12 protein-coding genes are annotated in these 16294 nt (G+C 64.5%); 9 read left to right on the plus strand and 3 right to left on the minus strand.

Annotation, left to right across the window (positions count from 1 at the left end; all coding sequences use genetic code 11):
- Together GJ695_RS21390 and GJ695_RS21395 are read right to left on the minus strand one after the other, a co-directional pair.
- Positions 1-1301 (minus strand): DEAD/DEAH box helicase (locus tag GJ695_RS21390; protein ID WP_154368316.1); only part of this gene is annotated, 1301 nt, incomplete at its 3' end.
- 230 nt (positions 1302-1531) lie between these two features.
- Positions 1532-2314, minus strand: coding sequence for an inositol monophosphatase family protein (locus GJ695_RS21395; protein WP_154368469.1), 783 nt, complete (start codon positions 2312-2314; stop codon positions 1532-1534).
- Positions 2315-2554: 240 nt separating this feature from the next.
- On the opposite strand from GJ695_RS21395, the gene GJ695_RS21400 reads away from it, so the two are divergent.
- Positions 2555-3106, plus strand: a complete 552-nt coding sequence (locus GJ695_RS21400) for a hypothetical protein (RefSeq protein ID WP_229260461.1) — start codon at positions 2555-2557, stop codon at positions 3104-3106.
- 29 nt (positions 3107-3135) lie between these two features.
- Positions 3136-3492, plus strand: coding sequence for a winged helix-turn-helix domain-containing protein (locus tag GJ695_RS21405; RefSeq protein ID WP_154368318.1), 357 nt, complete (start codon positions 3136-3138; stop codon positions 3490-3492).
- Positions 3493-3501: 9 nt separating this feature from the next.
- On the opposite strand, the gene GJ695_RS21410 is transcribed toward GJ695_RS21405, so the two are convergent.
- Complete coding sequence (locus tag GJ695_RS21410; RefSeq protein ID WP_154368319.1) at positions 3502-6555, minus strand: sensor histidine kinase; 3054 nt, start codon at positions 6553-6555, stop codon at positions 3502-3504.
- Between the two features lie 103 nt (positions 6556-6658).
- On the opposite strand from GJ695_RS21410, the gene GJ695_RS21415 reads away from it, so the two are divergent.
- From GJ695_RS21415 to GJ695_RS21445, 7 genes are all read left to right on the plus strand, one after another.
- Complete coding sequence (locus GJ695_RS21415) at positions 6659-7456, plus strand: RNA methyltransferase (protein WP_154368321.1); 798 nt, start codon at positions 6659-6661, stop codon at positions 7454-7456.
- Positions 7453-7899, plus strand: a complete 447-nt coding sequence (locus GJ695_RS21420) for an acyl-CoA thioesterase (RefSeq protein WP_154368323.1) — start codon at positions 7453-7455, stop codon at positions 7897-7899. The genes GJ695_RS21415 and GJ695_RS21420 overlap by 4 nt, the downstream gene beginning before the upstream one ends.
- A gap of 61 nt (positions 7900-7960) precedes the next feature.
- On the plus strand, positions 7961-8485 hold the full coding sequence (locus GJ695_RS21425; protein WP_154368325.1) for a hypothetical protein: 525 nt from the start codon (positions 7961-7963) through the stop codon (positions 8483-8485).
- Positions 8482-10101, plus strand: coding sequence for a GMC family oxidoreductase (locus tag GJ695_RS21430; RefSeq protein WP_154368326.1), 1620 nt, complete (start codon positions 8482-8484; stop codon positions 10099-10101). Before GJ695_RS21425 ends, GJ695_RS21430 begins: the two co-directional genes overlap by 4 nt.
- A gap of 19 nt (positions 10102-10120) precedes the next feature.
- The gene (locus tag GJ695_RS21435) at positions 10121-11065 is read left to right on the plus strand and encodes an esterase/lipase family protein (RefSeq protein ID WP_154368328.1); all 945 of its coding nucleotides are present in this window, start codon (positions 10121-10123) and stop codon (positions 11063-11065) included.
- Positions 11066-11136: 71 nt separating this feature from the next.
- A complete protein-coding gene (locus GJ695_RS21440) occupies positions 11137-12621 on the plus strand; it encodes a PAS domain-containing sensor histidine kinase (RefSeq protein ID WP_154368330.1) in 1485 nt (494 codons plus the stop codon).
- 19 nt (positions 12622-12640) lie between these two features.
- Positions 12641-16294 carry an EAL domain-containing protein gene (locus tag GJ695_RS21445; RefSeq protein ID WP_166455156.1) on the plus strand — a complete coding sequence of 1218 codons (3654 nt, stop codon included), beginning with the start codon at positions 12641-12643 and terminating at the stop codon, positions 16292-16294.

The following is a 16294-nucleotide window of genomic DNA, read 5'->3' on the forward strand; positions in this document are numbered from 1 at the left end:
CCGCCGGCCGAGCGTGGCTTGTTGCCGCCGCCGTTGCCGCCGCCAGTGCCCGGCTTGCGTGGCGCGCCGCCACCGCGATTGCCGCCACCGCCGTTGCGATGGCCAGGGCCGCCGCTGCGCAGCTGGATCGGTTGCGCACGCGCGGTCGGGTCCGGTTCGAAACCGGCCACCACTTCACGCGGCAGGGTCTGCTTGATGAGCTTTTCGATGTCTTTCAACATGTCATGCTCGTCCACGCAGACCAGCGACACCGCTTCGCCGGTGGCGCCGGCGCGGCCGGTACGGCCGATCCGGTGCACATAGTCTTCCGGCACGTTCGGCAAATCGTAGTTGACCACGTGCGGCAGCTGGTCGATGTCGATGCCGCGCGCGGCGATGTCGGTGGCCACCAGCACTTGCAGGCTGCCATCCTTGAACTCGCTCAACGCGCGGGTACGCGCCGACTGGCTCTTGTTGCCGTGGATCGCCATGGCGCCGATGCCGTCTTTTTCCAGCTGTTCGACCAGCTTGTTGGCGCCGTGCTTGGTGCGGGTGAACACCAGCACCTGGCTCCAGTTGTTGGCCTTGATCAGGTAGGCCAGCAGCGGGTGTTTCTTGTCGCGGTCGACCGGATGGATCTTCTGGGCGATGATTTCCACGGTCGAGTTGCGGCGCGCCACTTCGATGGTGGCCGGCTTGTCCAGCAGGCCGTCGGCCAGCGCCTTGATTTCGTCCGAGAAGGTGGCCGAGAACAGCAGGTTCTGGCGCTTCGGCGGCAGCTTGGCCAGCACTTTGCGGATGTCGCGGATGAAGCCCATGTCGAGCATGCGGTCGGCTTCGTCCAGCACCAGGATTTCGATCTTCGACAGATCGACGGTGCCCTGGTCCATGTGGTCCAGCAGGCGGCCCGGCGTCGCCACCAGGATGTCGACGCCGTGTTTCAGCTGCTTGATCTGCGGGTTGATGCCGACGCCGCCGAAGATCACGGCGGAATTGAGCTTGGTGTACTTGCCGTAGATGCGCACGCTTTCCTCGACCTGGGCCGCCAGTTCGCGGGTCGGGGTCAGGATCAGGGCACGGATGGCGCGCGGCGAGTTATTGCTGGTCAGCTTGGCGCCGACCGCGTCGGTGGACAGACGGTGCAGCAGTGGCAGCGTGAAGCCTGCCGTCTTGCCGGTGCCGGTTTGCGCGCCTGCCAACAGGTCGCCGCCGTTCAGCACAGCAGGGATCGCCTGCTGCTGGATTGGGGTAGGCGTGGTGTAACCGGTGTCGGTTACAGCGCGGACGAGGGCGTCGGACAAACCGAGGGAGGAAAAGGACATATTGACTTTACATAAAGATCTGCCTGTCGCCACTCAAGGCGTCAGTCGCAGGAGATCGGTTGTTCTTAGCGTTGCGGTACAGGACTGGGCGTAGGCCGCAGCTTTCAGTATAACAGCTAAGTGCGCTAGATGTTTCGCTATGGAAATAAAAAAGGCCCTGTGTGCTAAGACGGCCAAGGCCGCCTTACGGCCACAGGGCCTTTTTTTTGTAACAAACTGTTAAAGCTTGCTTATGCGTAGGGAGTGAGCAGGCCAACCATCTGGGCAAACACCTTTGGGCTGCCGGCGATGATGTCGCCTTTGAACAGGTAATCCGATTCACCGCTGAACTCGCCGACGATGCCGCCCGCTTCGGTCACCAGCAGCGAGCCGGCGGCGATGTCCCAAGGTTTCAGGCCTTTTTCGTAGAAACCGTCCAGGCGGCCGGCGGCCACATAGGCCAGGTCCAGCGCGGCGCTGCCGGCGCGGCGGACGCCCTGGCTGCGTTCGGCCATGACGCCGTACATTTCCAGGTATTCCTTCAGTGCGGCCGGGCTGCCGGTCTGGTAGCCGGTGCCCAGCAGGGCGTTGGCGATACGGTCGAGCTTGCCGACGCGGATACGCTTTTCATTCAGGTAGGCGCCGGCGCCCTTGGTGGCGGTGAACAGGTCGTTGCGGACCGGGTCGTAGATGACGGCTTGCTGGACCACGCCGCGCTGGGCCAGCGCGATCGAGATCGAGTATTGCGGGAAGCCGTGCATGAAGTTGGTGGTGCCATCGAGCGGGTCGATGATCCAGGTGAATTCGGTCTCGTCGTGGGCGTTTTTCGATGCGCCGGACTCTTCGGCCAGGAAGGCGTGGTCCGGGTAGGCTTTCGACAGCACTTCGATGATGGCTTGTTCGGCGGCCTGGTCGACGTCGGTGACGAAGTCCTTGTGGTTCTTCTCGGTCACGATGACGCGGTCGAGGTCGAAGGAGGCGCGGTTGATGACGGCGGCGGCGCGGCGAGCGGCCTTCACGGCCGTGTTAATCATTGGAGATTGCATGGGCTTTTCCGTATAAAAATGCTAACGCCCGCCGGGAGGATTCCAACCCGGCGGCACGACAGGAGACAAAATGACAAAGAGCGGGGCGGTGGCAACAGGTAAAATTCTGCTTGAATTTCCGTATCGATACCGCGCGATTGCGCTATTTTAAATGAACCTGCCGCAAATCAACACGAATCTTTTCAAACATCTGCGATTTTTTCCGGGCCCGGGCGGCCGCGCAGGCGCATGAAGGCGCCGCCATCGCCGTTCCGCATGCATTGCTACATGGTGGCGGCAACCATCCTGCTGCATGGTGCGATGATGCTTGTCAATGAGCTATTCTTTCGCCGCACCGAGTTCTTGCAGGGCATCGGCTGGATTTACCTGCCGGCCGGCACACGCCTGCTGTGCACGCTGATGTTCGGCGAGGCCGGCGCGCTGGGGTTGCTGATTTCCGGCTGGGCCGCCTGCTACTGGTACTATTTTCCCGGCGACGCCCTGCGCGCCACCAGCGGCACCATCGCCGGCGCCCTGGGGCCCTACCTGATCTACCTGCTGGCGCAATCCCGGCTCGGACTGCGTTCTTCGCTGAGCAACCTGACGCCGCGCAAGCTGCTGATCTGCGCGCTGGGATGCTCGGTCGCCAGTCCCTTGCTGCACCACCTGTGGTTCGCCATTCACGGCGAGGCCAACCTGCTGCCGGGTTTGCTGGTCATGTTCATCGGCGACCTGGCCGGCACCCTGATCGTGCTGTACACCGCGAAGTGGCTGCTGTCACGGCTGCCGCGCCCGGCGTAACGCGGCAAGACGCGTGCTAAAATTTGTCCATGACCGCTCCTAAACGACCCGCCGATATCTACATGCGCTTCCTGCAGATGGCTGACGCCTTGCGCGGCCTGCCATCGCTGCCGCCGCTCGATCCGCTGGAGGAACGCATCCTGGCGATCGTCGCCCGCGCCAGCCAGGAAGAGCAGCGCCTGTCGGTGCGCGACATGATGGGCAAGAAGGAGCTGGGCGCGCCGGCCACGGTGCACAGCCGCCTGACCTCCATGCGGGAAAAAGGCTGGCTGGTGCTGGCCGACACCGAGGACACACGGCGCAAGCAGGTCGAGCTGACCAACGAGGCCCTGAAGTATTTCGACAAGCTGTCGAAGTGCATGGTCAAAGCCGCCAATATGAGTTGAGTGCAAGCCTCAATGCCGACGCATGAATGACGGCAGCCAGGATTTTCGGACATAAGCGAGTTGCGCCGGCACACGCAGCCTGACCACGGTGCCGAACGCATGCTTCGATGCTATGTGCAGATCGGCGTGCAGCCGCGCAGCGCGCTCATACAAGCCGGGCAGGCCGAAATGGCCTGGTGTTCCTCCTTGCGCCAACGCCTCCGGCGGAATGCCGATGCCGTCGTCGCTGATTTCCAGGTGCAGCGCGAAATAGGTGTAGCGCACCGTGACCGCAAGATTTTTCGCGTGCGCATGCTTGACCGTGTTGATAATGGATTCCATGGCGATGCGATACATTTCATGGCCCGACGCCGGTTGCAGATCCCGCTTTTTGCCCAGTTCGCGGCAGACAAATTGCAAGCCCGTTTCCTTGATCAGCGAGGCGCCGTCGCGCTGGATCAGCGCGAATGTCCCGCTGCCGTGGAAGTCGGTCCCGCGCAAGTCGAGCACCTGCTCGCGGCCCTCGGCGAGCACGGCTTCGGCCTGTTCAAGCAGGTGATCGAACCTTTTACGGCCGGGTTCATCCAGCGACAGCCGGTTCGCCGCGTTGTCGACGTCGAGGATCAGGGCGTGCATGCCTTGAAGCAGCGTGTCATGCAGTTCGCGCGCGATCCGCTCGCGCTCGCCGTGCCGCGCTTCCAGTTGCGCCTTGAACGTTTTGGCATTGTGCCGCAGCCGCAGCTGGAAGGCCAGCCACAGCAGGCAGGCGGCCAACCCCAGCAGCAAGGCCTTGAACCAGATCGTCTGGTAGTACGCTGGCGTCACAGTGAAATGCAGTCCCGGCCCTTCCTCCGTCCAACGTTCGCCGCCGTTGGAGGCGATGACGCGAAAGTGATAGCGTCCGGGTGACACGCCCGTATAGAAGGCTTGACGGCGCGCTCCCGCCTCATGCCATTCCGTATCATAGCCGTCCAGCCGATACTTGAAGCGCATGCGTTCGGGCGTTCCAAGGACCGGGCTGGAGTAATTGAGCTGGATGTCGCGCGAGTTGGGCGCCAGGGTCGTGTCCAGCGGTAACCTGAAATACTGGTTGCCGGCGGTCAGCGACTCGATGGTGACCGGTGGCGGCATCGGCACTTTGAGAACTTGTTGCGGATCGATCCATGAAACGCCGCCGTTGTCCGCGATCCAGATTCTGCCGTCGCCCGCCTCTGCCAATGAAAACCTGCCCAACAAGCTGGCGACACCAACCCGTCCGTCAACCCCGTCCAGAACGCGAATTTGCGAAGGAGCGATCGGCAGCCCCTGGCGCCAACTCGCCAACGCCGATCTGATCCTGACCGTGCCCGCCGTGGAGTTGATCCATAAGTCTCCGGCGCTGGAGTGGACGATCGCAGCGACATTGATCAGCAGCTTCGCATTTATTTTCCAGGCTTCAAACCGTTGATTGCGATAGACCGCGAGGCCGCGTTCGCCGCCCGCGATGACTTGTCCGTCCGCCTCGTGAATAACCGACACACGGCCCAGGTCCAGGCCTTGAGCAGTGGTGAGCAGGGATATTTTCCCGTTCTCCAGCAACGCTATCGTATTGTCGGAATAGCCGAACCACAGCCGTCCGTGGCTGTCGGCCAGTATGCACATCGGCGTCTGCTTGCCTTCCTTGGGCAGGCCGGCATTGCGTTGCCACCGTCCGTCCTTATACTGGAATACGCCATTGCCCACAACGGCGATCCACGGCGCACCGTCGCCATCCTGGGCGATGGTATAGACACGGTGAACCGGGCCCATGTCGGCGGGCCATGCAATCCTTTCCTCGGAATTGTTGGCGGCAATCCGGTACAAGGCGTCCGCGGCGGCGACAAGCACCGTTCCATCGCGTCCCCGTGTCAAGGATTGCGTCGGGAGTGCCTGGTGGCGCTTTAGCCAATCGGTATTTTGCACCGCGCCGTCCGGCTCCATTGCGATCCAGCCGCCGCCGAACTTCGAGGACGCCATCGTCATCGCCGTGCCACTGCCAGCAAGCAATTTGACCTGGTCGATTTGGTAGGAATCGAGGGACGGCTTGACCTTGTTGACATCGGTCTGGCGAAAACGGTCCAGGCCGTCCCTGGTCGCCAGCCAGATATTGCCTTCCCGGTCTTCAAAAAAACAATTGATGATGTCGGCGGTGAGTCCGTCCTTTTTATCAAATGGCTCCGGACTGTCAGGGTGGTCGGGGTCGGTACGGCGCAGACCGCTGTGGGTCGAGTACCAAAAACTGCCGGAGCGGTCGATCAGCATGCTTTGCGCTTCGCCACGCGGGCCTTTGAAGATGGGCGCATGGTCGGGTTGTTCATACCGGGCCAGCCCGTCGATGATGCGGATGCTGGACTCCTCCAGGAAGTAAATGCGGCCGTCCGCGCCCAGTTGCGGCGGCTGGCGAACGTCGGTATGGCCCAGCGGCTTGGCAAACACCCGGCTGCCGGCCGCCTTTAAAAACAATCCTTGCTCGCTGAAGGCGCCGACCGTGCCTTGTTGATCGATAAAAATGGCCGAGGCCTTGCGCGCGGTGAAGCCGTCCTGCTCGCCAATTTGCCGCCATTTTTTTCCATCGAAATGCAGCAGCCCACGAACGCCGGCGGCCCATACGCCGCCTTGCGGATCAAAATCGAAGCCCCACCAGCTGCCTTCGGGCACGCCGTCATTGACGCCATAATTGGTAATGACGCCATCGCGGATCAGGCTGATGCCGGCGATACCCCAGCCGACCCACAAGCCAACGCCGGGCTGCGCCTTGATGAAATACACGAGTCCCTGGGAGATCTTGCCCTGTCGCGGCTCGTACAACTCGAAATGCGCGCCGTCAAAACGATACAGTCCGGCGTCTGTGCCGAGCCAGAGGTAGCCGTCATCGGTCTGGTCTATCGTCGCGATGGACGCCGGAGCGCCGTCCTTGGCGGTCCAGGTCTGATGCTGAAGCTGGAAGATTTTGCGATCCAGAGGTATGGCAAGCGCGGCCCCGCACAGCAGCAGCCCTAAACTAAACGCCCAGATTCTTAACATTGCCATCCCCTCGCGCGACTTAATCAGATGCCATAAGCTCATCGTTAACCTGCTACTTTACTTGCCTGATGCAATAGACACAAGAGATTGCGTCGAATGGCGGGCGACGGGGTAAAATTCGTTGCTTTCACGATTTCCTATTTCAATGAACCAGCCGCCTATCAACGCCAATCAGTTCAAGCACCTGCGATTCATCCTGGTCGAGACCAGCCGCGCCGGCAACATTGGGGCGGTGGCGCGCGCCATGAAGACCATGGGCTATAGCGACCTGGTGCTGGTCACGCCGCGCTTCGAGCACGCGTTGCAAGATCCGGAAGCGGTGGCGTTCGCCAGCGGCGCACAGGACATCCTGGCTGGCGCGCGCGTGGTCGGCAGCATGGCCGAGGCGCTGGAAGGGATCAACTTCGCCGCCGCCGTGTCGGCCCGGCTGCGCGAGTTCTCGCCGCCGGTGCTGTCGCCGCGCCAGTTCGCCGGACAGCTGACGGCGCAGCCGGAGTTGCGCGCCGCGCTGATCTTCGGCAACGAGCGCTTCGGCCTGCCGAACGAGCTGGTCGAGAAGTGCAATGTGCTGATCAACATCCCCGCCAATCCGGAATACTCGTCGCTGAACCTGTCGCAGGCGGCCCAGGTGCTGGCCTACGAATGCCGCATGGCGGTGCTGGAAGGCGCCGGCGTCACCCACACGCCGCGCCTGCCGGTCGGCGACGCCAGCGAGGTCGGCTTCCACGGCGAGGCCGCCAGCATCGAGCAGATCGAGGGCATGTTCACCCACCTGGAGCAGGCGCTGGTGACCATCGGCTTCCTCGACGCCGCCAATCCGCGCAAGCTGATGCCGCGCCTGAAGCGTCTGTTCGCCCGCGCCCAGCTGGAAAAGGAAGAGGTCAACATCCTGCGCGGCATCGCCCGCCACATGACGGGCCGCGACGGCAAGGGCGGCCAATGAACTGGGATCACCCGCAGCCGTTCACGCTGGAACTGTCGCCGTCCGCCGCCGATATCGACGGGCTGGACCACACCAACAACGCGGTCTATGTGCAGTGGTGCGAAAAGGCCGGCTGGGCGCATTCCGAGGCGCTGGGCCTGAGCCTGGCCGACTATCGCCGGCTCGACCGCGCGATGGCGATCCGCCGTTCCGAATACGACTACCTGCTGCCCACCGCCGCCGGCGAAGCGCTGGTCCTCGGCACCTGGCTGTACAGCACAGACGGCAAGCTCAACATGGAGCGCCGCTTCCAGCTGCTGCGCGCCAGCGATGGCGCCACCGTGCTGCGCGGGCGCTGGCAACTGGTGTGCATCGAGATCAGCAGCGGCCGCGCGCGCCGCATGCCGGCGGAATTCTGCGACGGCTATCTGCCGGCCGTGGTGGCCGCGCACCTTGCCGACTAGACTGCGTCCTCTAGTTTTGCAAGTTACACTAGCCGCAAAACCATAAAAATGGACGGAGACAATGCCATCATCCCGCAGATCTTTTCTGAAGATCGGCGTCATCGGCGCGTGCACGCTCGCAGCCGGTGGCGCCGTCTATCGCCTCGTCACGCCGCCGGCGTCGCCGCAACGCTTCGCCCTTGAGGGCGGCGCACAGGCGGTGCTGACCGCCGTCATTCCCGCATTGCTGGGTCCGGTACTGCCGGACGAAGCCGGCGCCCGCGCCGCCGCGCTGGCCGCCGCCAGCCAGCGCGTGACCGCCGCCGTGCGCGGCCTGCCGCTGGCCACGCAGAAGGAAGTGCAGGATCTGTTCGGGCTGCTGGCGCTGGGGCCGGCGCGACGCCTGCTGGCCGGTGTGGCCGGCGGCTGGGAGCAGGCCGATCCGAACCAGGTCGCGGCCTTTCTCGGCAACTGGCGCCTGCATCGCCTGCAGACGCTGCAAATCGCCTATCAAGCGCTGCACGACCTGGTGATCGGCGCCTGGTATGCCGATCCGTCGACCTGGGCGGCGATCGGCTATCCGGGACCGCTGAAGGAGCTGGCATGAGCGTCATTCCCGATCCGATCCAGGCCGGCCTGGCCGCCGGCTGGCACGTCACCGACTGCGCGCGGTTGCAGGCTGACCAGACGCTGGAAGCCGACGTGGTCATCGTCGGCAGCGGTGCCGGCGGCGGCGTCACGGCCGAGATTCTGGCGCTGTCCGGCCTGAAAGTCATCATCGTGGAGGAGGGCGCGCTGAAATCCTCGAAGGACTTCAAGATGCGCGAGGCCGACGCCTATCCCACGCTGTACCAGGAATCCGCCGCGCGCAAGACCAGGGACAAGGGCATCACCATCCTGCAGGGCCGCACGGTCGGCGGCAGCACCACCGTCAACTGGACCAGCAGCTTCCGCACGCCGGACATCACGCTGCGCCACTGGAACCGGCATTACGGCCTTGCCGATTACACGCCGGAGACGCTGGCGCCGTGGTTCGGCATGATGGAGGAACGCCTCAACATCAGCGACTGGCAGGCACCGCCGAATGAGAACAACGACCTGCTGCGGCGCGGCGCAAGCAAGCTCAACATATCGACCGGCCTCATACGCCGCAACGTCAACGGCTGCTGGAACCTCGGCTACTGCGGCATGGGGTGTCCGACCAACGCCAAGCAGTCGATGCTGGTCACCACCATTCCGTCGGCCCTGCGGCACGGCGCCAGCCTGCTGACGCATGCCCGCGCGGACAAGCTGGTGATCGCCCAGGACCGCGTTACCGCGCTGGAATGCGTGGCGCTTGGCGTCGATGGTCTGGCCGCGACCGGCCGCCGCCTCACGCTGCGCGCCAAACACTTTGTGCTGGCCGGCGGCGCCATCAACACGCCGGCCTTGCTGCTGCGCTCGGCCGCGCCCGATCCGCGCGGGCTGCTGGGCAAGCGCACCTTTTTGCATCCGACGGTGATCTCGGCCGGCGTGTTCGAGCAGCGCGTGGACGGCTACGCCGGCGCGCCGCAGACTGTCTACTCGGACCACTTCCTGCACACCGAACGCATCGACGGCCCCATGGGCTACAAGCTGGAAGCGCCGCCGCTGCATCCGCTGCTGTTCTCGACCACCATGCAGGGCTTCGGCGCGCAGCATGCGGCGGTGATGCAGCAGTTCCCGCACGTGCACGCGCTGCTGGCGCTGCTGCGCGACGGCTTCCACGACGATGCGCCCGGCGGCAGCGTGGCGCTGGTCGACGGCGCGCCGGTGCTGGATTATCCGGTCAGCGACTTCATCTGGGACGGCGCGCGCCGCGCGCTGCTGACCATGGCCGAGATCCAGTTCGCCGCCGGCGCCAAAACCGTGACGCCAGTGCACGAGCGCGGCGAAGCCTACAGCAGCTGGACGCAGGCGCAGGCCGGCATCGGCGCGCTGCCGTACAAGCTGCTGCAAACCAGGGTGGTGTCGGCGCACGTGATGGGCGGCTGCGCCATGTCGGACGACGAACGCCTCGGCGTGACCAGCTCCCGTGGCCGCTACCACGGCCTGACGAATCTGTCAGTGCACGACGGTTCGCTGTTCCCGACCTCGATCGGCGCCAATCCGCAGCTGTCGATCTACGGCATCGTCGCGCGCCTGGCCAGCGGGCTGGCGCAGCAGTTGACCGGACAACCGGCGGCGCGGCCGACGCGCGCCTGAAACACGGTATCATGCAGTCATGATCAAACGACTGCTGATACTGCTGCTGGTGCTGCAAGCCGCGTTCATGGCGTTGCTGGCGACCGGACTCTATTACTGGTGGCGTCCGGCCTGGGAAGCGCAGCTGAACGCACCGGCGACCGCGGCGTTTTACCTGGCCTGCGGCCTGCTGGCGGTGCTGCTGGTGCGGCTGCTGATCTCGGCCAACAACTTCTACCTGAGCTGGCGCGCCGGCAGCATCACGCCGCCGGACCACGCGCTGAACCTGCTCCGCGCCGCCAACCTGTTCTGGCACGAATTCCACTCCTCGATGCTGACCTCGTCGTACTACATGCTGCGGCCGGTCGGCATGCAGTTGCAGCCGCCGGGACAGGCGCAGGGCCTGCCGGTGCTGCTGATCCACGGCTACGCCTGCAACAGCGGCTACTGGCTACCGATGAGCAAGCTGCTGAAGCAGGCGCGCATCAGCCACTACGGCATCGACCTCGAACCGCCGGGCGCTTCCATCGACGACTTCGTGCCGCAGGTGCACGCGGCGGTGGCGCGCCTGCGGCAGGCGACTGGCAGTGCGCAAGTCATCATCCTGGCGCACAGCATGGGCGGGCTGGTGGCGCGCGCCTACCTGCGCCGCCATGCCGATGCGCCGATCGCCCGCGTCATCACGCTCGGCACGCCGCATCACGGCACGGCGCTGGCGTCGTTCGGACCCGGCAGCAACGCGGCGCAGATGCGGCGCGACAGTCCGTGGCTTGATGCCTTGTCTGCATCTGAGGCAAATACGCAACGGATGTTGTTCAGTTCCATTTATTCTGTCCATGACAACATCATTGCGCCGCAAGACTCCAGCGACTTGCCCGGCGCCCGCAATCTGGTGTTCGGCGCCATAGGCCATGTGGCGCTGGGACGGCACCCGGAAATCATGCGTTGTGCGCTGAAGGAAATCGAGACCGCCGCACACGCGTGATTTTGTGTGAGGATGTTGTTGCCGCGTTGCTGTATGGTGAGTCCTGTACGCAAGGCAAACAAGGCGAGGCGATGGCCATCGATTTCGGCACCCTGATCCTGAATGAAACTCCTGACGCCGTGGTCATCACCACACCGGCTGGCGAAGTGGTGTGCTGGACCAACGGCGCGCGCGCCGTGTTCGGCTACACCAGCGAGGAAGCGGTGGGCCGCCAGCTCGACGCGCTGATCGTGCCGCCGGGGATGGCCAACGACGGCGCCGGCGTACTGCAACAGGCGCTGCAACAGGGCGTGGCCAGCTACGAATCGGTGCGCCAGGCCAAGGACGGCGCGCTGGTCTACATCGACAGTTCCTGCAAGCTGGTGCACGGCGACGCCGGCCAGCCCGACTACATTTTATGGAGCAAGAAGGACGTCACCGCGCTCAAGGTGCTGCGCGACGCCAAGCTGGTGGAGGCGCGCTACGACGGCATCCTCGACTCCATGCCCGACGCCATCATCATGGCCAACGCCGCCGGCCGCATCGTGCTGGCCAACGCCCAGGCCGAGGCGCTGTTCGGCTATGCGCGCGGGACCCTGCGCGGCATGGTGCTGGAACACCTGATGCCGGCGCGCTTTCGTCACGGCCACCTCAAGCACCGCGCCGGCTTTGCCGTGCAGCCGCTGGTGCGCGCCATGGGCAGCGGCCGCGACCTGTACGGCCTGCGCAGCGACGGCGTCGAGTTCCCGGTCGAGATCAGCCTGAGCCCGATCCGCACCGAGGAGGGCGCGCTGGTGATGAGCGCGATCCGCGACATCAGCGAACGCAAGCGGTTTGAACTGGCGCTGCAGGAAAAAAATATCGAACTGGCAAAAGCGGTGGCGGCCAAGGACAGTTTCCTGTCCGGCATGTCGCACGAATTGCGCACGCCGTTGAACGCGATCATCGGTTTTACAGGTACTATGCTGATGAAGTTGCCTGGGCCCATTAATGATGAGCAAAACAAGCAGCTGCGCATGGTGCAAAGCAGCGCCCGTCACCTGCTGTCGCTGATTAATGACTTGCTGGATTTAACCCGCATCGACTCGGGCAAGATCACGCTGGAGGTCGGCCCCTTGCGCTGCCGCGCGCTGATCGATGAAGTCCTGTCATCGTTCAAGCCGCAGGCGCGCAGCAAGGGACTGGTGCTGGAGTTCGATCCGCCGCCGGAAGACCTGACGGTGTCGAGCGATCGCCAGGCGGTGCAGCAGATCCTGATGAACCTGGTCCACAACGCGATCAAGTTCACCAACAACGGCACCGTGCTGGTGCGGCTGTCGCGCTCGGTGGTGGGGGAACGGCCCTGCGCCACGATCAGCGTCAGCGATACCGGCATCGGGATCGGCAGCGAACAGCGCGACACCTTGTTCCAGGCGTTTTCGCAGCTGGACGGCAAGGCGCTGCGGCAGTTCGAGGGCACCGGGCTGGGCCTGCACCTGAGCAGCAAGCTGGCCTCGTTGCTGCAAGGTGAGATTTTATTTGATAGCGAGTATGGCGTCGGCAGCGTGTTCACGCTGGCCCTGCCATTGGAAGAATAGAGAGAAGGGGAGATCGAACGTGTCAGCACGTATCCTGATCATAGAAGACAACGCCACCAACATGGAGTTGATGGTGTATTTGCTGCGTGCCTTTGGCTACACGCCGCTGTCGGCCAGCGATGGCGAGGCGGGTGTGGCTGCGGCGAAACGCGAGCGGCCTGACCTGATCATTTGCGACGTCCACCTGCCCAAGCTGGACGGTTACGGCGTGGTGGCGGCCCTCAAGGCCGATCCGGAAGTGAGCCACATTCCAGCGCTGGCGGTGACCGCGCTGGCGATGGTGGGCGACCGCGAGAAGCTGCTGGAGGCCGGCTTTGACGGCTATATCGGCAAACCCATCGAGCCTGACACTTTTGTCACCCAAATCGAGTCTTTCTTGCAAGGGGCCGTATCGTCCCCGGAGAATAAAAACGATACCGCCACGATCCTGATCGTGGACGACCATGTACTGAACCGCGAATTCCTGATGACGCTGCTGAGTTACGGCGGCCATCGCCTGCTGGAGGCCGCCAACGGCGCCGAAGGCTTGAAAATGGTGCTGGCGGAAAAGCCGGACCTGGTGATCTCGGACATCCTGATGCCGAATATGGATGGCTACGAATTCGTCACCCGCCTGCACGAGAACACCGCCACCGCCGACGTGCCGGTGATCTTCTATACCGCCACCTACCGCGAGCGCGAGGCGATGGCGGTGGCGCAGTCGTGCGGCGTGCGCTGGGTGCTGCCGAAGCCTTCCGATCCGGAAGTGATTTTGCAGACCGTGCACGAGGCGCTGGGCCTGGCCGACTACGCGCAGCCGGCCGAGACCTTGCCGGCCTTCGCGCCGGAGCCGCCGCAGGAAGGCCGCCTGCAGAATATCGACCACAAGGTGGCCGAATACCTGGACGAACTGGAGTCCAGCAGCCAGCTGATCCGCCAGATCGCCAACGACAACGAGGACTCGTCACCGGAAAACCTGTCGCGCATGACGCAGCGGCTGTCGCATTCGCTGTCGAGCCTGCAGGCGGTGAGCCTGCGCCTGACCGCGCTGATCGAACTGGGTATCGAGCTGGGCGCCGAGCGCGATCCCGGCGCGCTGGTCGATATCGGCTGCCGCGTGGCGCAGAACATCTGCGTCTCCAAATACGCCTGCATCGGCGTGCTGGAGCCGGGCGCGACCGAGTTGAGCCACTTTGCCAGCTGCGGCGCCGGCATGCCGACCCGGCAGATCGCCCAGACGCCGCGCGCCGGCGTGCTGCGCGGGCTGCTGGACCAGCGCCTGCCGTGCCGCATCAACGACCTCAACGGCGATCCCGCCACCATCGGCCTGCCGCCGACCCACCCGCCGGTGCATTCCTTCCTCGGCGTGCCGATCGCCTCGCGCGACCGCACCCACGGCTGGCTGTACCTGGTGGACAAGCTGGGCGCCGACGGCTTCTCGGAAGTCGACGAGCGGGTCGCGGCCACGGTGGCCGCGCAGGTCGCGGTGGCCTACGAAAACCTGCTGCTGTACGAGGAAATCAAGCGCCACCACGCGCAGCTGACGCTGGACATGAACGCCCGCATCCGCCTCGACGAAGACCTGCGCCGCTTCCGCCTGGCGATGGACGCCACCGCCGACGCCATCTTCCTGGTCGACCGCGCCGGCATGTGCTTTGTCGACGTCAACGCCACCGCCTGCCGCATGCTGGGCTTCGAGCGCGAGGACTTCCTCAAGGTCGGCCCGAACCGCTCGCTTGAAGGCGACCTGCACAAACTGGAAGAGCTCTACGACAAGCTGCTGGCCGGCGACCAGAGCGGCGCCATGACCGAGCTGCTGTTGCAATGCAAGGACGGCGCGCCGCTGGCGGTGGAAGTGCAGCGCCGCACGCTGCGTTCCGGCGCCAGCTGGATCCTGGTGGCGGTGGCGCGCGACATCACCGAGCGCAAGGAGGCCGAGCAGCGCCTGCTCAAGCTGGCCCACTTCGATACGCTGACCGGCTTGCCCAACCGCAGCCAGTTCTACGATTCGCTGGTGCATTCGCTGCGCCAGGCGCAGGAGCACAAGTGGTCGCTGGCGGTGCTGTTCCTCGACGTCGACCGCTTCAAGAACGTCAACGACACGCTGGGCCACACCATCGGCGACGAGCTGCTGCGGCAGTTCTCCAGCCGGCTGGTCGATTGCCTGCGCGTGCGCGACACCATCGGCCGCTTTGGCGGCGACGAGTTCGCCGCCATCCTGATGCTGCCGGAAGGCGCGCAGAACGCCATCGCCGTGGTCGACAAGATCCGCGAGACGCTGCGCCAGCCGTTCGACCTGAAGGGCCATGAGGTGACGGTGACCGCCAGCATCGGCATCGCCGTCTACCCGGACGACAGCGCCGAGCCGGACACGCTGATCCAGTACGCCGACACCGCCATGTACCGCGCCAAGGAAGCGGGGCGCGACGCCTTCCGCTTCTTCACCGCCGAGATGAACGCGCAGTCGCTGGCGCGGCTGGACCTGGAAAACGCGCTGCGCCGCGCCATCGAGAACGAAGAGTTCGTGTTGCACTTCCAGCCCAAGGTCCACATCGGCAGCGGTCGCATCAGCGGCGCCGAGGTGCTGATCCGCTGGAAGCGGCCGGGCCACGGCATGGTGTCGCCGGCGCTGTTCATCCCGCTGCTGGAAGAGACCGGGTTGATCGTGCGGGTCGGCACCTGGGTGATCCACGAGGCCTGCCGCAAGATCGCCCACTGGCAAAAAACCAATGCCGGCGCGGTGCACCTGTCGGTCAACGTCTCCGGCATCCAGTTCTTCGTCGGCGGCCTGGAGGAAGAGGTGCTCAAGGCCATCCGCGAGCACGACATCGCGCCGGAGCTGCTGGAGCTGGAGCTGACCGAAAGCTCGCTGATGTCCAACGCCGAAGACACCATCACCGTGCTGCAGAACCTGAAGGCGCTGGGGATCCAGATTTCCATCGACGACTTCGGCACCGGCTATTCGTCGCTGGCCTACCTGAAGCGCTTCCCGATCGACAAGCTGAAGATCGACATCGCCTTCGTGCGCGAAGTCACCAGCAATCCGGACGACGCCGCCATCGTGCTGGCCATCATCAACATGGCGCACAGCCTGAAGCTCAACGTGATCGCCGAGGGCGTCGAGAAGGAGGCGCAACTGGCCTATCTGCGGCGCCACAACTGCGACGAGATGCAGGGCTACTACTTCAGCCGGCCGCTGCCGGAAGACGAGTTCGAGGCCATGCTGCGCGAAGGCCGCCGCCTGCAGGCGCCGGCCGACGACGACATCCTCGAGCAGCAGACCTTGCTGATCGTCGACGACGACGCCTTCATGCTGGACGTGCTGACCGATTTCCTGTCGCAGGACGGCTACCGCATCCTGACCGCGCAGACGGCGGCCGAGGGCTTCGACATCCTGGCGCGGCACCGGGTGCAGGTGATCCTGTGCGACCAGTGCATGCCGCTGATGAGCGGGACCGAATTCATGGAGCGGGTCAAGAACCTGTGCCCGGACACCTTCCGCATCATGCTGTCGGCCTACGCCGACCTGACGCCGATCATGGCCGCCATCAACCATGGCGCCATCGACCGCTTCTACACCAAGCCGTGGAAGGGCGCGGTGCTGCGCGAGAACATCCGCGAAGGTTTCCGCCTGCATGCGCAGGCCCATGGCCCGGCGGCCATCGTGGCCGAGACTGAAACCATCAAGGAGTAA

Source organism: Duganella alba, from assembly GCF_009674495.1.
GTDB classification, from domain to species: domain Bacteria; phylum Pseudomonadota; class Gammaproteobacteria; order Burkholderiales; family Burkholderiaceae_D; genus Rugamonas; species Rugamonas alba.